This window comes from Vibrio gallaecicus, from assembly GCF_024347495.1.
Taxonomy (GTDB): Bacteria; Pseudomonadota; Gammaproteobacteria; order Enterobacterales; family Vibrionaceae; genus Vibrio; species Vibrio gallaecicus.
The window spans coordinates 2,571,429-2,590,998 of the sequence record NZ_AP025490.1 but is presented as its reverse complement, the minus strand read 5'-3'; the positions used below and the strand labels follow the sequence as shown (position 1 = coordinate 2,590,998).

At 40.9% G+C, this 19,570-nt stretch carries 18 protein-coding genes; 13 read left to right on the top strand and 5 right to left on the bottom strand.

The features are described 5' to 3' along the window. Position 1 precedes the first annotated feature (1 nt). Together OCU78_RS11190 and OCU78_RS11185 are read right to left on the bottom strand one after the other, a co-directional pair. Positions 2-1,408: an O-antigen ligase family protein gene (locus OCU78_RS11190; protein WP_137373490.1), complete on the bottom strand. Its 1,407-nt coding sequence runs from the start codon at positions 1,406-1,408 to the stop codon at positions 2-4. Positions 1,409-1,743: 335 nt separating this feature from the next. Then, entirely contained in the window at positions 1,744-2,793 is a 1,050-nt protein-coding gene (locus OCU78_RS11185; RefSeq protein ID WP_290346861.1) for an MBL fold metallo-hydrolase, read from the bottom strand. Between the two features lie 114 nt (positions 2,794-2,907). Here OCU78_RS11185 and OCU78_RS11180 point away from each other — a divergent pair, with 114 nt between their 5' ends. Beyond that, positions 2,908-3,525, top strand: a complete 618-nt coding sequence (locus tag OCU78_RS11180) for a TetR/AcrR family transcriptional regulator (protein ID WP_137373491.1) — start codon at positions 2,908-2,910, stop codon at positions 3,523-3,525. Between the two features lie 100 nt (positions 3,526-3,625). On the opposite strand, the gene OCU78_RS11175 is transcribed toward OCU78_RS11180, so the two are convergent. Then, positions 3,626-4,207 carry a gamma-glutamylcyclotransferase family protein gene (locus tag OCU78_RS11175; protein ID WP_137373492.1) on the bottom strand — a complete coding sequence of 194 codons (582 nt, stop codon included), beginning with the start codon at positions 4,205-4,207 and terminating at the stop codon, positions 3,626-3,628. A 277-nt stretch (positions 4,208-4,484) separates the two neighbouring features. Between OCU78_RS11175 and OCU78_RS11170 the strand changes: the two genes are divergently transcribed. Together OCU78_RS11170 and OCU78_RS11165 are read left to right on the top strand one after the other, a co-directional pair. Then, positions 4,485-5,669 carry an NnrS family protein gene (locus OCU78_RS11170; RefSeq protein ID WP_137373493.1) on the top strand — a complete coding sequence of 395 codons (1,185 nt, stop codon included), beginning with the start codon at positions 4,485-4,487 and terminating at the stop codon, positions 5,667-5,669. A 189-nt stretch (positions 5,670-5,858) separates the two neighbouring features. Beyond that, a complete protein-coding gene (locus OCU78_RS11165; RefSeq protein ID WP_137373494.1) occupies positions 5,859-6,176 on the top strand; it encodes a DUF3622 domain-containing protein in 318 nt (105 codons plus the stop codon). Between the two features lie 153 nt (positions 6,177-6,329). Here OCU78_RS11165 and OCU78_RS11160 read toward each other — a convergent pair whose 3' ends face one another. Beyond that, on the bottom strand, positions 6,330-7,376 hold the full coding sequence (locus tag OCU78_RS11160) for a succinylglutamate desuccinylase/aspartoacylase family protein (protein WP_137373495.1): 1,047 nt from the start codon (positions 7,374-7,376) through the stop codon (positions 6,330-6,332). A gap of 272 nt (positions 7,377-7,648) precedes the next feature. Between OCU78_RS11160 and OCU78_RS11155 the strand changes: the two genes are divergently transcribed. Beyond that, positions 7,649-8,188, top strand: coding sequence for a DUF3332 domain-containing protein (locus tag OCU78_RS11155; protein ID WP_137373496.1), 540 nt, complete (start codon positions 7,649-7,651; stop codon positions 8,186-8,188). 126 nt (positions 8,189-8,314) lie between these two features. Here the strand turns inward: OCU78_RS11155 and OCU78_RS11150 are convergent, their stop codons facing one another. Continuing rightward, positions 8,315-9,787 (bottom strand): aminoacyl-histidine dipeptidase, encoded by a 1,473-nt coding sequence (locus OCU78_RS11150; protein WP_137373497.1) that lies wholly within the window; start codon positions 9,785-9,787, stop codon positions 8,315-8,317. A gap of 1,056 nt (positions 9,788-10,843) precedes the next feature. Here OCU78_RS11150 and OCU78_RS11145 point away from each other — a divergent pair. From OCU78_RS11145 to OCU78_RS11105, 9 genes are all read left to right on the top strand, one after another. After that, entirely contained in the window at positions 10,844-12,139 is a 1,296-nt protein-coding gene (locus tag OCU78_RS11145; protein WP_137373498.1) for an NCS2 family permease, read from the top strand. 40 nt (positions 12,140-12,179) lie between these two features. Then, complete coding sequence (locus OCU78_RS11140) at positions 12,180-12,644, top strand: xanthine phosphoribosyltransferase (RefSeq protein ID WP_137373499.1); 465 nt, start codon at positions 12,180-12,182, stop codon at positions 12,642-12,644. Positions 12,645-12,732: 88 nt separating this feature from the next. Then, on the top strand, positions 12,733-13,986 hold the full coding sequence (frsA, locus tag OCU78_RS11135; RefSeq protein ID WP_137373500.1) for an esterase FrsA: 1,254 nt from the start codon (positions 12,733-12,735) through the stop codon (positions 13,984-13,986). Between the two features lie 116 nt (positions 13,987-14,102). After that, a complete protein-coding gene (crl, locus tag OCU78_RS11130; RefSeq protein ID WP_137373501.1) occupies positions 14,103-14,492 on the top strand; it encodes a sigma factor-binding protein Crl in 390 nt (129 codons plus the stop codon). Positions 14,493-14,614: 122 nt separating this feature from the next. Beyond that, on the top strand, positions 14,615-15,754 hold the full coding sequence (gene proB / locus OCU78_RS11125) for a glutamate 5-kinase (protein ID WP_137373502.1): 1,140 nt from the start codon (positions 14,615-14,617) through the stop codon (positions 15,752-15,754). Positions 15,755-15,818: 64 nt separating this feature from the next. Further along, on the top strand, positions 15,819-17,069 hold the full coding sequence (locus OCU78_RS11120; RefSeq protein ID WP_137373503.1) for a glutamate-5-semialdehyde dehydrogenase: 1,251 nt from the start codon (positions 15,819-15,821) through the stop codon (positions 17,067-17,069). A gap of 167 nt (positions 17,070-17,236) precedes the next feature. Continuing rightward, positions 17,237-17,686 carry a transcriptional regulator NrdR gene (nrdR, locus tag OCU78_RS11115; protein WP_137373504.1) on the top strand — a complete coding sequence of 150 codons (450 nt, stop codon included), beginning with the start codon at positions 17,237-17,239 and terminating at the stop codon, positions 17,684-17,686. A 41-nt stretch (positions 17,687-17,727) separates the two neighbouring features. Next, positions 17,728-18,804, top strand: a complete 1,077-nt coding sequence (gene ribD, locus OCU78_RS11110; RefSeq protein ID WP_137373619.1) for a bifunctional diaminohydroxyphosphoribosylaminopyrimidine deaminase/5-amino-6-(5-phosphoribosylamino)uracil reductase RibD — start codon at positions 17,728-17,730, stop codon at positions 18,802-18,804. Positions 18,805-18,831: 27 nt separating this feature from the next. After that, a complete protein-coding gene (locus OCU78_RS11105) occupies positions 18,832-19,488 on the top strand; it encodes a riboflavin synthase (RefSeq protein ID WP_137373505.1) in 657 nt (218 codons plus the stop codon). Positions 19,489-19,570: the final 82 nt, after the last annotated feature.

The window sequence follows — 19,570 nt, the reverse complement described above, 5'->3', positions numbered from 1 at the left end:
ATTAATATAGTGATTTTTCACAGTTATACCCCATCCAAAATTGCGGATAGATTTTTTTGTGCGCGACATGGTTTTCGTATCCCTCAATACGCAGGTAACTTTTGTACGTTATTGCCGATATTGAAAAGACAGCACATATGATGGTGATATATAAGAAAGCTTGGAAGTATGAACCAGCCCGAGGGAGGGGAGGTTTAAAGGCTGAATAGGTTCTATTTCGAGAGGTTAGTGAGAACCAGAAAAGACCAAGAGTTAAGGCCATTAATAATTGGCTTAAAGGCATAGTGAGCACTCCGGAAATTAAGCTGTATGCAAAACCTGTCAGTAAGCTTAACCCTGTGACTCTTATTTTGCGCAGTGTGCTTTGGAGCACATGTTTGAAAGTGTAAAGCAGCAAGCATAGATAGCTTAGAGCTGGAATTACTCCCCAGTTAACCAGTAGTAATAAAGCTGAATTATGTGGATGTCCAAAAGCAGATGATGTTCGACAAACAAACCCGTCTCCACCATAGCCCCACCATTGAGCTATTTCTAATGACTCTTTCCATAGCGCTAATCTTCCTGGAGAGTCGGTTCGAATTTTTGAAATAGAGAAAGGTTCACCGTAGACAAGAAAAGCAGGTAAAGGCTCTAGTATCACTAGCTTTAAAATTATGCCGAATACAATGCTTTGCCAGAGAAGCTTTAATATCAACCCGCGCAATGGCTTGTCTAGCCACGCCCACAGTAACACTCCTGTTGTGACTGCAATCGTAACTCCCCGAGCATCTAACGCCATAAAAATAGCGACATGCATCGCCAAAGTTAATCTAAGAAAATTAAATAGAAGAGGTTTCCTGCGCTGTGTTATCGCTAGATACAAAGTAGGTAGCACTAGCCACACTTGCATTTGATTAAGAAAACGCGCGTTAGCAAAGCCGAAAATAGAGTGGATGGTCGTATCTAATTGATAGTAAACCCGTATCCAAAATGCAGTGAGCACTGAAAGAAACAGTAAGACAGAGATCCAAGAAAGATAAATGTAAATTCGAACTCGATGATTCTGCGCTGATATGGAAAATAAAACGCTTAATAAGCCTAAGCTTAGCAGGTAAAAGAAATCAGTGTGGGAGCGAAGAGGGTGCTCACTCAATGTGTTCGCAATCAAGGCTCCAACCAGCATAATGGTAAGCAGGATACGGGTGGTTTGATTTAAGTGGATGAGCCTGTCATAGGTTTGTTGTTTGAGGGTGTTTGAATAGAGTAAAGCACACCAAGCGAATAGAATTAAAAAACAAACGAAGAAACGTTTGGCGTCGTAGAGAAGAATGATGTCATCACGTGAAATGAAAGTATTAAAGCTGAAAACAAGTAAACCAATGAGAGCTAAAAATAATAAACTTGAGAGAAGAATCCCTTCTGCTTTCATAGGCGGTTGTCCCCGATAGCTCTCTGAAATATGTATCTATAATCCTAGTGTAAAACACGGCTCCTTGATTGGTTTTAAAAAGGAATCAATCGTTGAGATAGGAAGAGAGAAAAAGAAGCAAATAAACGCGAGAAATTTGAGTTTGTGACTATACTTAATTTAAAGCTCCTTTTAGTCATATCAATCCTTCTTAGGCTTGTTTTGTAATATGAAAACTAAGCCCTGTCTATATTATGTAGGCAAAAGTTCTCCTTTACTAAATGGATTTAGTAGGAAATCAAAGCGCTAGTTCCCCCTAGCGCTTTTTCTTTATTTACCGAGTTCTAATTCACGTATTAATCTTTCCACCAAGCATTCACTGGAAGTGGTTCGCTTAATGACATTCTTTGCCCAATTTCAGGGCTGACCATAGTCACGTTTTTTTGTTGGCTCAGTTCCATGGCTTGTTGCAATGGTTCATTCCAGTCATGCATAGATAGATCAAAGGTACTGTTATGAATAGGCATCAGGACCTTGCCTTTCAAATCAATGTGAGCTTGGATACTTTCCTCTGGGAACATGTGGATGTCGGACCAAAGGCTGTTATAAGCACCGGTTTCTATCATGGTGAAATCAAATGGACCATATCGCTCACCAATTTCTTTAAACCCACCGAAATAGCCAGAGTCGCCACTGAAAAAGACTTTATTCTCTTGAGCATTGATCACCCAACTTCCCCAAAGAGTGGCATCTCTGTCCGTTAGCCCACGACCTGAGAAGTGCTGAGTGGGTGTGAGTGTGTATTCAATACCGTTATGAGTGTGAGATTGCCACCAATCAAGCTCAACCACTTTTTCTTGAGGCACCCCCCATTTGATCAGTAGCTGACCAACTTTCAATGGTGTTAAGAACAGCCCGGTTTTTTCTGCGAGAACTTTGACTGATGCTTTATCTAAGTGATCGTAATGATCATGGCTGATCACAATCGTATCGATGTTAGGTAATTCACTTAGTGTAATCGGTGTTTTGTGAAAACGTTTTGGACCAGCCCACTGAACTGGTGAAGCTCTATCACTGAATACCGGATCGGTTAAGATCAATTGATTATCAAGCTTCATCGCCACGCTGGAGTGCCCTAAACGAAAGATAGCGTCTTCCTTTTCTGTCACTAACTGTTCAGCGGTAATGGTATGAACAGGTAATTCAAAAGTGGGAGTAGGGTTAGCTCGCTCCGTTGTAAAGTAAGCTTTCGCGATACTAAGGATGTCACTCAGACCACTTTTATACTCAAGCTCTGTATTTGTAAACTTATTTGGATAAGTGGTTTCTTCTTCTACTTTTGAACAAGCGGTCAGTGATGAACTCATGGCAAAGACTCCTACAGTCGCTAATAGTATTTTCTTCATGGCAGTTTCGTTTTTTAATGTAAACTATACGGTGTAGTTTACATTGAAAGCTTTAAAAGTAAACTGCCTAGTGTAAAATAGAAATCAATGAATTGAATTAGAGTAACTAAGCTCATGAATATAAAAAAAAAAGGTCGTAGTGAAATAAAGCGAGAATCTATTTTGCTGGCGGCGAAACAAGCCTTTCAAGAGTTTGGTGTGCAAAATACTAGTATGGATAAGCTTTCTGCGATGGCAAAAGTATCCAAAAGAACGGTGTATAACCACTTTAACTCTAAAGAAGCGATTGTGATGGAGCTGTTGTCTGAGCTTTGGCGTAGTGCAATGGCTGAAGATGATATTTCAGGATTGAGTTTATTGCCTCTTGAACAGCAGTTGATAGCTTTGCTTGAAAGTGAAATTAAAGTTGTGACCGCACCGCATTATATTGAGTTAGCGAAAGTGGCGTTGGGGCATTATTTTTATAAGCCTGATGAACTGAAAGAGCAAGAAGCAAAAATGTCGAAGCAAGATACGGCTTTATTTCGTTGGTTAGAAGCCCAAAATGAGCAAGGGAAACTCAGTATTGATGATGTTGTACTTGCAGGAACTCAGCTTCATAGTTTAGTAAAAGGCAGTGCGTTTTGGCCCCAAATTATGGGTGTGAAAGCTTCGCTTACCGATAGTGAATCACATGAACTTGCGCTGCAAACCACACAATTATTTTTAAGTCATTATAAGACTAAAAAATAGTGATGGGCTTACGGCTAAACAGTTAAACGACTTAACTGTTTAGCATTTGGAACACTATGATCCTAAAGCTTACGAGTTAATAAACCTCATGAGTACGTAATTAGGCTTCGCAGCGTACATCAATCAGCAAACCGTCAATGACACTATGGTGGTGCTCTGCAACACCAGCAAGTTTGTTGTATTTAGGCTGGTGGCGATCATTTTCAAAAGGGTGATGCCAGCCTTTAGTGTGTGTTACGAAGTGTTCTGCGAATTTTTCAGAGACTTCTAAACATCCCGCCATGACAGTGTCTACGTAGCTTTGCACAATAGGGCTTTGCTCACTGGGAGCAATCACTTCATCATTGATGTAAACCCAAATGGCTTGCTGTGAGTCAAAAGCTTCAGCGTGATTTTTTGAATCAATATTGAGTTCAATTTGTTCCGGAGAAAGCTTGACTCTATGGTAGCCACGTTCGCGAATATCGAACTCATCTAGTGCTTCATCATCGACTTTTAAAAGTACGCCATTAACTTGTCCTTGACCTTTATTGACCACTAAAGGGGATAGCACGTAGCTATCGTCTATTTTACTCCAATGCCTAACTAAACCATGCACTATTACAGGAATGGCTGCGCCGGTTTGCCCTGTGAGTTGTCTTGAAGACGAATTCATTAAACTGCCATAGCCGAAAATATACATACCATTCCTTGTGCTGCTTTAGTGATTGAATCCTATTATTACTAGAAGTTAACCCAAGATAAAAGTAGCCTAATCTGTAACTAATGACACATTGTAGTCATAGTGACCTTTTGTGGTGAGTCTTTATGACTTTATTTTAGCTAGGTTTGTATTGTTAAGTGCTGATTTTATTGGTTTTATACTGTTGGCTTGAAATCTGCATTGATATGGGTAATTGAATGATTGAGTGTAATATAACCTTAAGCTTATATTGCCATTTAGAGTGTTAGGAGTGAATTTGTTAAATATCACCGATAAAAGTGTTGAGGATGCTATTCCCGCTTATCTTCGCTTAGGGTTCAGACCGTTCTTTTTCTTGGGCAGTGCCTATGCGGTTATTGCCATTGCGGCTTGGGCTTGGATGTTTCAATACGGTCAGCCTGACATGCTAAAAGTACCAGCCTTGTGGTGGCATGTTCATGAAATGCTTTTTGGATTTTCAATGGCAATTGTCGTAGGCTTTGTGCTCACTGCTGTTCAAACTTGGACAGGCGTCAATGGAACCAAGCATCACAGGTTAGGTGTGCTGGTGGCATTATGGCTAGCACCAAGAATACTATTTTGGACGCCTGCGCCAATGTGGTTAATTTCCTCAATCGAAGCGGTGTTTTTATTAATGGTTGCTTACGAAGTGGGCTTTAGAGTGGTTCGCTCTAAAGGGTGGAAAAACTTATTCTTCGTTCCTTTATTTATATTGGCAATCGTGGCGAACTTTGCGAGTTACGCAACCATTAAAGGTCTTCCTCCTTTCCCTTCTTCGGCGGTGTGGCAGGCCATGTTGTGGTGGTTTACCCTGTTACTGTCAGTCATGGGGGGAAGGGTTATTCCTTTCTTTACCGCGCGTCGCTTTAATTTTGAAAAAGCCCAACCACTGGTTTGGTTAGAGTGGGTTGCGAACTTACCGCTCGTCGCATTATTCATTTTAAGTTTCTTCCCGCTGACTTTTGCACAGGTGGGGGCGCCATTAATGGTGCTGGCTGGTATCGCGCAACTTGTTCGTTTTATGCGTTGGAAGCCATGGTTAACATTGTCTGAGCCTTTAGTGTGGTCTTTACATACTGCTTATCTTTGTATTCCGTTGAGCTTGTTATTACGAGGCTTGCTGGATAATCCATTTGCCAACCACAATATGATTCACTTATTTGCGATTGGCGCTTTAGGCGGACTAATCATTGCGATGATTTCACGAGTAACAATGGGACACACTGGTCGAGCGATCTACAAAGGTCCGAGCATGGCGATTGCTTTTTTCGCTATATTTGTTGCCGCGTTAGTGCGCAGTGTTGGTGTCGCTTTTTTCCCTGTATATCTGATAGAAATGGTTAACATTAGCGCAGGGCTTTGGGTGTTAGCTTATGTGATGTTCATGTGGAAATTCGGCTTAATGTTATTAACTCCAAGGGTTGATGGGCATCCTGGTTAACTGGCTAATGCAAGAGTGAAAGGGCACAAGCAAAGAAGGTGTGATCTACGGCAAATATTTGCAGCAATGTGTATTGAATTGTGCTCTAATACCGCGCTTACCAAGGGATGGTGTTGAAAGATGCTCACTTAGATGGAGTTATCAAAGTTGACCGATCCCTTAATGATCTCCCTTAGGAAATAAAAATACATGTCTAAAAGCAAAAAATTCGATATCCGCCTTTCTGAAAAACGCACTGGTTGGACGGCTGAAATCACTCGCCAAGTAACGTCTCGCAGCACTACCGTTTCTAAACGTGAAAACGGTTTTGAAACAGAAGAGCTTGCAAAAGAGTGGGCTGAAAAAGAACTAGCTGGTTTCATTAAGAACCAAGCTGAGCGTAACGAGCGTAAATCTGAACAGCGTAAAGAACGTGATGAAATTCGTCACACTAAAGAACTAAAAGCAGAGCAAGCTCGTGAAGCACGTGCAAAAGCTCGTGAAGCTGATGATTTTGACGCTGAGTAATTAGCCTAAATTGATGGCGCTTTTTCTCTTTAGAATGAGCGCATAAAAAAGCCCCGATGTTTACTCATTCTGAGTGTATATCGGGGCTTTTTAGTTTTAGTGAATCTTTTTATTCGTTCTTCACTTTAGCCATTGAACGCTAGTAATTAAGCGCTAGTTGTTAAGCTCAGTTAGCCAATTATCTTCAGCCACTTCTTCAATGTAGGTTTCAACGGTTTGTTCAACATCGTCATCATCTTGCTTGAAATACGCAAGGTGGAAGACTGCATCGCCTTCATTTACTAAAGGAAGGGTTTGTTGTCCAATTACAATTCCGCCTTTCAATGTTTTGATTTGAGTTTCTTGGTGACCAAGTGGTGAGCTAATGTAAGCCAGAGTTTGCCCTGCTTCTACCTTTTCACCTAGCCTAACCATATTACGTAAAATACCGTCTGATTCAGCGCGAATCCAACTGGTTGATCGACTAATCACTGGTTCTGGTAGCTTTTTACGGTTTGGTCTTAACATGCCAATTTCTTTCATTACTTGGTGAATACCTAAGTAACCCGCTCGGATGGCTAAGTGATCAAAACGTAATGCTTCTCCGCCTTCATATGTCAGAACTGGAATTCCCAGTTTTTCCGCTTCACTTCGTAATGAACCATCTCTTAGTGGTGAATCAATAATAACAGGTGTTGCAAAGGCTTTTGCCATTCTCAGAGTTTCTGGGTTAGATAAATTCGCACGAATTTGTGGCAAGTTAGTTCGGTGGATCGCACCTGTATGTAGATCCAAAATATAGTCACAATGCTTCGCGACACTTTCGAAAAAAGTATAAGCAATACGTGATGTTAATGAGCCTTTTTCACTACCCGGGAAGCATCGGTTTAAATCACGTCGGTCTGGCAGGTAACGAGATTTATGTATAAAACCAAATACGTTCACAATAGGAACCACAATTAATGTTCCTTTAAGCTTATTCGGCTCAATTGCGTTGGTGAGCTGTCTTGCTATCTCAACACCGTTTAACTCATCACCATGTATTGCAGCATTGACCATTAAGGTTGGTCCAGCTTGACGGCCATGAATGATTTCAATAGGGATAGAAAGTGGTGAGTGAGTGTATAGCTGAGCGGCTTGCAGCTCAATCTCCATTCTCTGACCGGGCAGTACAGTGTACCCAAGCATTTCAAAAGGGTTATTCGGTTTTAGTCGTGCCATCGTAGAGAGTTCCCATTAAAGTGATTTATGCTTTTGGGGGAATGTAACAATCGTTGATTTTTAGTACGAATCAATCGCTTTGAGGTCACGACAAATAATATTAATCATGAGATGTTTTTTTAGGTTATTCTCTTTTAAAACAATGCTATAACTTTAATTGAGCAATCTGGTTTTAGCTTCATTTCTGACAATTCCCTGATAAAAGTAAAATTGTTTATCGGTATCATCCAGCCCCCCAATTTTGTGGGGGTACTGTTGAAATAGAGATAATCATGAAAAAATCAATTGCTAAAATTGTCGCACTTTCTGTTGTGGCGGTTGCTTTGTCTGGCTGCGTTGGTAGCAATGCTGTGACTGGATACTTAATGAAGTTCAACCTTAAGGCGGTAGATAACCGTTACGCACGTGGTGGTCTGAACCTTCTATTAGCCCCAGTTTATGGTTTAACGGTTGCTGCTGATTATTTAGTGATTAACTCACTGGAATTTTGGACAGGTAAAAACCCAATCACGGGTACACCACATATCTTTGATTCGAAGATGGATACTTACATCGATATTAATGATCAACTGGATAAGTCATTAACAGAAGCTCCAGTAGGACCAATTTCAAACGTTCATATGATTGAAAAAGGTGAGATGCAGCAGATTGACGAAAATACTATTCAAATGAATATTACGTATTTATCTGGAGAGAAAGCGACGCTGATTGGTATTCGTGAAGGTGAAGTTGTGACTTACTTCCTTGATGGAGAAATGATCTCTCAAACTTCAATGACAGAATTAGAAGCATACGCAGATTCGCGTGCTTAAGTCGTTCGTTATGAGATCACTTTGCATAATGAAATAGCTTTGTAGATAGAAAAACAGGTACTCAATGAGTACCTGTTTTATTTTGTTCTTATAAATTGTGTTTCTTTCAAACAGCAATTAAAGCAACTATGCTTTTTCAGGAATAGCTTCTAGTAGAGCAACCATTTGGTTCCAGAACAGTTCAACGGTATCAATCTGTACTTTCTCATCTGGAGAGTGTGGGAACTTGATAGTTGGACCGAAAGAAACCATATCCATTTCAGGGTAAGGTTCTTTGAATAGACCACACTCAAGACCAGCATGAATAACCATGATGTTTGGTTTATGACCGTAGATGCCTTCGTACATGTCACGGAAAATGTGCATGATCTCTGAATCTGCGTCTGGCTTCCAACCTGGGTAAGCTCCAGAGAATGCGATGTTCGCGTCTGCTAATTCAGCAACAGAATGAAGCATGCTTTCTACTTGGCTACGACCAGAGTCGATAAGAGAGCGAATTAGGCAAAGAACAGTGATTGAGTTTTCTTCTGTTGTGATAACACCAACGTTAAGAGACGTTTCAACAACACCTTCAATTTCATCACTCATACGAATCACGCCATTCGGACATGCGTTAAGTGCAGCGATAAAGCGTGCTTGGTCAGCTTGTGCAAGTACACCTAGTTCAACTGTTGCTTCTTCGTTAAAAGTCACAATGCTGTCTTCAATTTTGCCAAGTTCAGTAGAAAGAAGCTCAGTATAGAAGTTGTATAGAGAAGCCAGTTTTTCTTGGTTCTCACTAGGAACAGCAACAGTAACGAAGCCTTCACGAGGAATAGCGTTACGTAGGCTACCACCTTTAAATTCAACAACTCGTAGATTAAGCTCTTGTGCGTGACCTGCTAGAAAACGAGCAAGTAGTTTGTTCGCATTAGCACGACCTGTGTGAATATCACAACCAGAGTGACCGCCTTTTAAGCCTTTCAGCGTTAGTTTACGAGTAACAAAACCTGTAGGAAGTGCTTCACGAGTGATATCAAATGTCATTGCACCATCAATACCGCCAGCGCAACCCATGTAAACTTCGCCTTCTTGCTCTGAATCTGTGTTTAGAAGAATGTCGCCTTCTAACCAATCAGCTTCAAGACCAAAAGCACCAGTCATGCCTGCTTCTTCATCTACAGTTAGAAGTACTTCCAGAGGACCGTGCTTAATGTCGTTTGATGCCAATACTGCAAGACATGAAGCCATACCCATGCCGTTATCTGCACCTAGTGTTGTGCCTTTCGCTGTTACCCACTCACCATCAATATATGGTTGGATAGGATCTTTAGTGAAGTCATGCACTGTATCTTCATTTTTCTGTGGAACCATGTCGATATGAGCTTGCAGTACGACACCTTTCTTGCCTTCCATTCCTGGTGTTGCAGGTTTTTTAATGAAGACATTTCCAGTTGGGTCGCGGCGAACGTCAAGACCTTGCTCTTTTGCCCAAGAGATAATGTATTGAGCTAATGCTTCTTCATGTTTTGAAGGGTGCGGAATAGAACAAATTTTATCGAAAAACTGCCAGATTGGAGCTGGAGATAGGTTGCTAATTTCAGAATGGAATTCAGACACGGATGACTCCTTTTGTATATTTTAGCCACAGGTATTGGAGTGTTCATACTTAATATGTAGATGAAAAAACTAGATATAGAGTAAAGAACTAAAATATGGCTCTGTTTGATGGCGACAGCATACCACTAGTGCCTTTTTACGAGTAGGGCTTCTAAGCTTCAAATGTTTCAATATTTGAAAGGAGTCTTGTCTATAAGATCACTAAAGAACAATGGCTAAGTGCGTAAGTGCATAATTACTAGTCAAGCAAACGTTTGTAATTGTCTTTTTTTGTAATTTAATTACATTTTACTAAGTGTTTTTAGCTTTTTTTAATAAAAAATGTGATGAAGTGCAAATAATTCTTGTAATAAAAATTCTTTAGGGTATATTAAAACCAACTTCAGCAGTGAAGACGAAATGCTCAAAGGAAGAGTCCGTTTTATCGCCTCCATGGAACTGAGAAATCAAACTTAATTTTTATTGATTTAATAAGGTGATATTTATGAAAGGTTTACCATCTGCAATGTTCTGGATTAACAACTCTGTTTACACTGGCAACTTTGCATACCCAACAAGCTTTGGTTACTAAGACCAACTGCATGTGACTTGAACAGTTTGTTCACCCCTATATTTATTAAGAATTTTTCTTACAACCTATATTGGTTGAGTAATTCTACCGCCACTCATTTTAGAGTGGCGTTTTTTTTGCCTGTTACTTTCAGTGTGTAAATTTTAAGCTCAGACATAGATAACCAATGCTTATAACTAATTATGTTGAAGTTGTAATGCATTTCATTAGGTTGATGATGAGCTATTGGGCTTATATTGTTTAGAAAATTGGTGTGAAGTATAAAAAATCACCATTAGATTTACATATAGTAATCTAATGTATTTTATTGTTTTATAAGCACTAAATTAAAACCCTCCCTCCCTGTTATGTCCTTAGTTTCGTAATGTTTGTCATAAATATCTATTAGAGTCTTAATTCTATCTGGAATTTGTTATTTGATAACTTTATAATCCGAAGCCAATCGTTTACGCAACCGTTTACCTTTACCCTTATAGGAAATGAAAATGCTCGAAAGGCTATTCAAACTTAGTGAAAATGGCACAAATGTGCGCACTGAAATCATTGCTGGTTTAACAACCTTCTTAACCATGGCTTACATTATTTTTGTAAACCCAGCGATGCTAGCAGATGCTGGTATGGATCATGGGGCTGTATTTGTTGCCACTTGTCTTGCTGCTGCCGTTGGTTGTTTCATCATGGGCTTCGTAGCAAACTACCCAATCGCACAAGCTCCGGGTATGGGGTTGAACGCATTTTTTACGTATGCCGTTGTTTTAGGCATGGGTTACACATGGCAGGTTGCACTTGCTGCTGTATTCGTTTCCGGTGTGCTATTCATTTTCTTAAGCATTTTTCGCATTCGTGAATGGATCATTAATTCAATTCCGATGTCACTGCGTACCGGTATCTCTGCGGGTATTGGTTTATTCCTTGCGTTTATCGCACTGAAAAATGCAGGCATTGTTGTTGATAACCCAGCGACATTAGTTTCTATGGGCGCAATTACGTCGGTTCCTGCTGTTCTCGCCTCTATTGGTTTCTTCATTACTATTGCTCTTGTACATCGCGGTGTTAAAGGCGGTGTAATGATCGCAATTTTAGCGGTTACAGGTCTTGGCCTTATTTTTGGTGATGTTGAATACGCGGGGATTATCTCTGCTCCGCCAAGTATTGCTCCAACATTTCTACAGTTAGATTTTTCAGCTGTATTTGAAATTGGTATGATCTCTGTTGTATTTGCTTTCTTGTTCGTCGATCTTTTCGATACGGCAGGTACGCTTGTGGGTGTGGCTCAAAAAGCTGACCTAATAGGTAAAGATGGAAAAATTCCACGTTTAAACAAAGCGCTACTGGCTGATTCAACTGCTACATCTGTAGGTGCTTTATTAGGTACTTCAAATACAACGTCATACATCGAGAGTGTTTCAGGTGTTGCGGCTGGTGGTCGTACAGGTTTAACTGCGGTTGTAGTTGGTATTTTATTCCTACTTGCATTATTCTTCTCGCCATTAGCAGGTATGATCCCCGCTTACGCGACAACTGGTGCGCTTTTCTACGTAGCAATTCTAATGCTATCTGGCTTAGTTAGCATCGATTGGCGTGATTTAACGGAAGCTGCACCAGTTGTCGTGACGTGTCTATTAATGCCACTGACTTTCTCTATAGCAGAAGGTATTTCTCTAGGGTTCATTGCTTACGCTGCAATCAAACTAGCAAGTGGTAAAGGCCGTGATGTTTCACTTAGTGTGTGGGTGATGTCTGCAATCTTTATTTTAAAATACGTTTTAACTGCTGCTTAATTCGTAAACCAACAAGCTTATAACTATTAGGTTCAATACTATGACTACAAAATTCGTCATCTCTTGGGACAACATGCAAACATATTGTCGCCAACTTGCAGAAAAGCAAATGCCTGCAGAGCAGTGGAAGGGAATCTGGGCTGTAAGCCGTGGAGGCTTAGTTCCAGGTGCAATTCTTGCTCGTGAACTGGGTATTCGCCATGTTGATACGATTTGTATTTCTAGCTACGACCACGATCACCAACGTGATATGACAGTAGTTAAAGCGCCTGAAGGTGATGGCGAAGGCTTCTTGATTGTAGAAGATTTAGTGGATAGCGGTGATACTGCCCGTAAGCTTCGTGAAATGTACCCGAAAGCAAAACTTATTGCGGTATGTGCTAAGCCGTCTGGCGCTGATTTACTTGATGATTATATTGTTGATATTGCTCAAGACACTTGGATTGAGCAACCGTGGGATACAGGCATCACGTTTATTGAGCCTATTAACCGCAAGCAAAAGTAAGCTCTAGTTACGATTTATGAAAAATGCCCCTTTATTGGGGCATTTTTTTTTATATTATGAGAATAATAGTTCCCTACTAAGTAAGCCCATGTCTGAATCAAAAGAAACCAGCAGCAACCTCTCAGAAACCTTGTTTGTAAAACATAAGCAAGCTAAAGAGACATCCATGCTCACGCGTTATATGCCAAGTTCAATTGAATTGCTTGACGAAAAGAAAGCAAAGCAAGATCAAGCTTGGTATAGAAACTTAAGGCGCTTGCAGTGGGTGTGGCAGGGTGTTGATCCAATAGAACAAGAAGAAGTGCTTTCTAGAATCGCCTCTTCTACTCATTCCCGTACGAGTGATGAGTGGTTAGATACTGTGATGGGATACCACAGTGGAAACTGGGCGTATGAGTGGACCAAATTGGGAATGCGACACCAAAAACGTTCAAACAACTTGGATGATAACAGTGCTGCAGAAGAGCTCTTTTCGGCATCTTTGTGTTTTAGTATTGCTGGTTACCCTCACCTTAAAAACGATAATTTAGCGACACAGGCGCAAGTCCTTGCGAATTCGGCATACAGCGAAGCCATCAAAAAGACCGATTTTATTGTTAAGCAGATCGAGATTCCATACGAGAATAAAAAAATCAAAGCGCATTTACACCTCACCAAAACGGATAAGCCTCAGCCAGTTGTGATTGTGAGTGCGGGTTTAGACAGTCTACAAACCGATATGTGGCGTTTGTTCCGTGATTTCTTAGCTCCCAAAAATATTGCGATGTTAACGGTAGATATGCCGTCTATTGGTCATAGTTCTCACTGGAACTTATCTGAAGATTCTTCGTGTTTACATCAAGCCGTATTAAATGAGCTCTATAATATTCCTTGGGTTGATCACCATAAAGTGGGTCTATTTGGCTTTCGTTTTGGCGGGAATGCAATGGTTAGATTGTCGTTTATGGAGCAAACGAAAATCAAAGCCTGTGTTACTTTTGGGGCGCCTATTCACGATATATTCGCAAACTCCAAGAAACTCAAACAAATGCCCAAAATGTATTTGGATGTATTAGCATCACGTCTTGGTAAAAGTGTGGTCGATATTAATAGTCTGTCAGGGCAATTAATGGCTTGGTCACTGAAAGTGCAAGGGTTGCTTGCCAATAGCAAAACTCGAGTGCCGATTTTAGCTTTATCGCTAGAAGGCGACCCAATCTCACCTCATTCAGATAATCAATTGGTTGCGATTTACAGCGATTACGGTAAAGCCAAAATGATCAAATCTAAATCAATTACAAAAGGGTATGAGCAATCCCTCGATTTAGCGATAAAATGGCTGGAAGATGAATTATTTAGATGACATTCCTCCTAAATTAGTTAAGCATGATATACGTATGCGCAAGCATATGACATTTAACAATAATTTATAAAAACTGTTAGATGGCGTCATTCTTAACATTGAAATGGAGATTCAATATGTCAGAAGTGACAAAGAAACCTACACATTATCGTTTGTTGACCGCACTTAAAGCGATTGGACCATATCTGAGGGAACCTCAGTCTGAAGATGGGCATTATATCTTTGACTGTTTATCAGTATGTGTTAGTGACAAAAAGTCACCAGAAGAACGCGAGTTCTGGGGGTGGTGGTTAGAGCTAAACCGATCAGAAGATGGATTTACGGCAAAATATAACATTGGTCGATACAATGTTGCTGGTGATTGGGATTCACAGGCTTTGCCGAAAAAAGCAGTAGCAGAAGTTAGCCGTACCCAAGAAGCCTTCCACCAGAAGTTGGTAGATGAGCTTTCCAAAAAGTTTGAAATCAATGTTCAATTGGATGAAGAGTCTGTTGAATTCGTCTGATTTTAAGCGTTACCTTCCTCGATAAGATAAAAAGGTGCTAATTAGCACCTTTTCTACTTGTGAATTGGTGCTTTGATTGCTAAAACATTACCTCTTATTTGTTTTATTCCATAAAAGACCCAATGACTACAAATCAACAAAGCGGAACCGCAGCACAGCGTAAAACTGTTGTTGTGAAACTAGGTACCAGTGTTCTTACTGGTGGAACGTTAGCATTAGACCGAGCTCATATGGTTGAGTTGGTGCGTCAGTGTGCTGAATTAAAAAAACAAGGCCATTCAGTGGTCATGGTTTCGTCTGGTGCAATTGCTGCTGGGCGTGAACACCTAGGTTACCCCGCACTCCCCAACTCAATGGCAAGCAAACAGTTGCTTGCGGCAGTAGGGCAGAGCCAGTTGATTCAAGCATGGGAATCATTATTCGCCATTTATGGTATTAAAATTGGTCAAATGCTACTTACCCGTGCTGACCTTGACGATCGTGAACGTTTCCTTAATGCCCGCGATACCATAAATGCATTAGTCGACAATGACATTATTCCAATCGTGAATGAAAACGATGCGGTTGCCACCAATGAAATCAAAGTCGGTGATAACGATAACTTATCGGCATTGGTTGGCATTTTATGTGGCGCAGATAAATTGTTACTTCTGACGGATCAAAAAGGGCTGTTCACTGCAGACCCAAGAAAAGATCCGAATGCTGAGCTTATTAAAGAAGTAAAAACCATTGATGATACGCTACGTAAAATAGCGGGTGGCAGTGGTTCTACATTAGGTACTGGCGGTATGGCGACTAAGTTGCAAGCTGCTGATATTGCACGTCGCGCTGGTATTGAAGTAATTATTGCAGCGGGCAGTGCTGAAAATGTGGTTTTTGACTCATTGAGCAATGACCCGCAAGGCACTCGCTTTTTACCATTAGCCGAAGCGCTAGAAAACCGTAAGCGCTGGATTCTGGCTGGGCCGGCATCTGCTGGCGATATTATGATTGATGATGGCGCTGTAAATGCCGTTATCACTAAAGGTAGTAGCCTTTTGGCTAAAGGCGTGACGAAAGTCAGCGGAGAGTTTTCTCGTGGAGAAGTGACTCAAGTGACTGATTTGAAAGGAGCCGTTATTGCTCGTGGTATTTCAAGTTACTCAAGCCAAGACCTGGCAAAAATTGCCGGTAAACACAGTAAAGATATTGGTGCGATTTTAGGTTATGACTATGGTTCAGAAGTCATTCATCGTGATGACTTGGTTGTGATTCAAGAATAACTTTTTAGAAGAACACACCCTTAGAATAGCATTCAGAGACAGACAGAATTTAGGAGAGTTAAACGTGGATTTAACTAACATGGGTATTGCGGCAAAAGAGGCTGCCTTTCACCTTGCGACTGCTTCGACAGCGCAAAAGAACCAAGCTCTAGCGATTATTGCTGATGAGCTGGAAGCAAATGCCAGCACAATTTTAGAAGCAAACTCGAAAGATATTCAATTAGGTCGAGATGCAGGTCTAACAGAAGCATTACTTGATCGTCTTTTATTGAATGAAGAGCGTCTGACTGGAATTGCTAACGATGTTCGCAATGTTATTAGTTTAAATGACCCTGTAGGCAGTGAAATTGACAGCAAAGTCTTAGAAAATGGCATGTCACTTTCTCGCCGTCGTGTTCCTTTAGGTGTTGTTGGCGTAATTTACGAAGCTCGTCCTAATGTGACGATTGATATTGCTGCTCTTTGTTTAAAAACAGGCAACGCGAGTATTTTGCGTGGTGGTAAAGAAACGTTTTTCTCAAACATGGAATTGGTAAAAGTAATCCAATCTGCACTTGAGAAAGCGAAGCTACCTGCGGCTTCTGTTCAATACATCGAAAAGCCAGATCGTGAGCTAGTTTCTCAATTGCTTAAATTGGATGACTACGTTGATATGATCATTCCTCGTGGTGGTGCCGGATTACATAAAATGTGTAAAGAAAACAGCACTATACCTGTAATTATTGGTGGTTTTGGCATTAGCCATATTTTTGTTGATGAAAGTGCCGATCTTGATAAGTCTGTTGATGTTGTTGAAAACTCGAAAGTTCAACGTCCATCAGCATGCAATTCACTCGATTCATTGCTCGTTCACGAGGCGATTGCGCCAGAGTTTCTAGCGAAACTTAAAGCACGATTAGATGGAAAAGTGACTTTAGTAGCGGATGCGAGTGCAAAAGAGTTATTAGTAGGCTTTGCTGACCAGCGAGACGCAGTTGAAGGTGACTTTGATACTGAATGGCTAAGTTACACGCTAGGCGTAAAAATCGTGGCGGATGTAAAAGAAGCCGTTGACCATATGCGTATTCATAATGCGAGCCACTCAGATGCTATCATGACTAATAGCTTAGAAAGCTCAGAGCTATTCATTAACTCTGTAGGCTCAGCGGCGGTTTATGTCAACGCTTCAACTCGTTTCACTGATGGCGCACAATTTGGTTTAGGTGCTGAAGTGGCCGTTTCAACTCAAAAACTTCACGCCCGCGGGCCAATGGGGCTTGAAGAGTTAACCAGTTATAAGTGGGTAGGCAAGGCGAACTACTTAGTTCGAAGTTAAACTTATCCATCACGTAGCTGACAGCGAGTACGACCTAGTGAGTGATAAATACTAATTTATAACCGCATATATAGGTGTACAACCTGAGTAAAGGACCTTAAATGGTCCTTTTTCTTTCCTAACGTTTAGCAATTCCGTTACACTGAATATAATTGTTTGGAGGTGATATGCATTGTCCTTTTTGTTCAGAGAACGACACTAAAGTTATTGATTCGAGGCTAGTTGCTGATGGGCACCAAGTGCGTCGTCGTCGTCAATGCCTAGCATGCAGTGAGCGTTTTACTACTTTTGAATCGGCTGAACTCGTGATGCCGAAAGTAATTAAATCGAATGGAAACCGTGAACCATTTAATGAAGACAAAATGGTGGGCGGTGTCCAACGAGCATTAGAAAAACGTCCAGTAAGTGCTGATTCTATTGAACTTGCAATCAGCACCATCAAATCTCAACTTCGCGCTACTGGTGAACGAGAAGTACCGAGCGATATGATTGGTAACTTTGTTATGGACCAACTTAAAGAACTCGATAAAGTCGCTTATATCCGCTTTGCATCGGTTTATCGTAGTTTTGAAGATATTCGAGAGTTTGGTGAAGAAATCGCAAAATTAGAAGACTAGTACGCCTTATCATGCCTAAATTTACTCCCTTTGATTTTGAAATGATGTCACGAGCTATTCAGTTAGCAAAGCGTGGTATCTATACAACAGCTCCTAACCCAAATGTAGGGTGTGTGATTGTCAATGATGGTCATATTGTTGGTGAAGGTTATCACCACAAAGCAGGAGAGCCTCATGCTGAGGTCCATGCTATGAGAATGGCTGGCGAGCAAGCAAAAGGTTCGACAGCTTATGTCACTTTAGAACCATGCTCGCATTATGGTCGAACACCTCCATGTGCTGAAGGGCTTATCAAGGCTCAAGTTTCAAAAGTGATTTGTGCCATGGTCGATCCTAATCCTCAGGTAGCCGGTCGCGGTATTGCAATGTTGCAAGACGCTGGGATCACTGTTGAAGTAGGGCTGTTAGAGCAAGATGCGAATGATTTGAACCCGGCATTCATAAAAAAAATGAAAACGGGTAAGCCTTTTGTACAACTAAAAATGGCTGCCAGTTTGGATGGGCAAACCGCTCTGAGCAATGGTGAAAGTCAGTGGATTACTTCTTCAGAAGCTCGAAGAGATGTTCAGCATTTCCGAGCAAAAGCTGGAGCCGTATTATCAACAAGCCAAACGGTTATTGATGATAATGCGTCACTGAATGTTCGCTGGGAGGATTTCTCAACGAACTTAAAAAGCCAGTATTTTAAAGACGCATTACGTCAACCTGTCCGAATTATCTTAGATCGCCAAAATAAACTGACGCCTGAATTGAAGCTATTTCGTTCTGAATCTGCAGTCTTAAGAGTAGCGGAAAGTAACGCTGACATTCATGTCATTGCATCTGATAAAGGGCTAGATCTAGAGGCTCTTTTTTCTCAGTTACCAGCACATCATATTGACCATGTTTGGGTTGAAGCGGGCGCTACCTTGGCAAAAAGCCTGATGGAAGCGCAGCTTGTTGATGAACTAATCCTTTATTTAGCACCTAAGCTTATGGGCAGTGATGGACGGGGTCTAATGGGTGCTCTTGGGATTGATTCAATGTCTGAAGTTATTGACCTTGATATTAGCGATCTTAGAATGGTAGGTCCTGATATCCGCATTATTGCAAAACCGCGCTGGAAAGCATCGAATTAATCACGTTAAAAATACAAGAGCTTGAATATGTTTACAGGAATTGTAGAAGCCGTTGGCACCCTAAGCGCAATCACTCCTCGTGGAGAAGATATTACCGTAACGGTAAAAGCAAATAAGTTGGATATGTCTGATGTTAAATTAGGCGACAGCATTGCGACCAATGGTGTGTGTTTGACTGTGGTTGAATTTGACGAGAATAGCTACAGCGCTGACCTTTCACTAGAAACATTAAAAAAAACCGGTTTCATTGATTACCAAGCTGGCGATAAATTGAATTTAGAAAAAGCCATGCTGCCAACAACGCGCTTTGGTGGGCATATCGTTTCTGGTCACGTTGATGGTGTAGGCGAAATCATAGAGCGAAACCAAGTTGGACGAGCCATCGAGTTTTGGGTAGAAATGCCTGAAGAGATATCTAAATATGTCGCTCAAAAAGGGTCAATTACCGTTGATGGCATTAGCCTAACAGTGAATGATTTACGTAAAAACGCGTTTAAATTGACGATTGTTCCTCATACTTCATCCGAAACCACAATCGACCAGTTTAATGTTGGGCGAAAAGTAAATTTGGAAGTGGATGTTTTAGCGCGATATATGGAGCGTTTGTTACAAGGGCAACAGCAAAATGCTGAGCCTGAGTCACGTCTTACAATGGAATTTTTACAGCAGAATGGTTTTGCTTAACTGAAACAGCATAAGTTAAGTAATATCATCAGGTTTAATCGTGTCGGTTCTAGGAAGCTGAACCATTTCATAGGAATAGAAA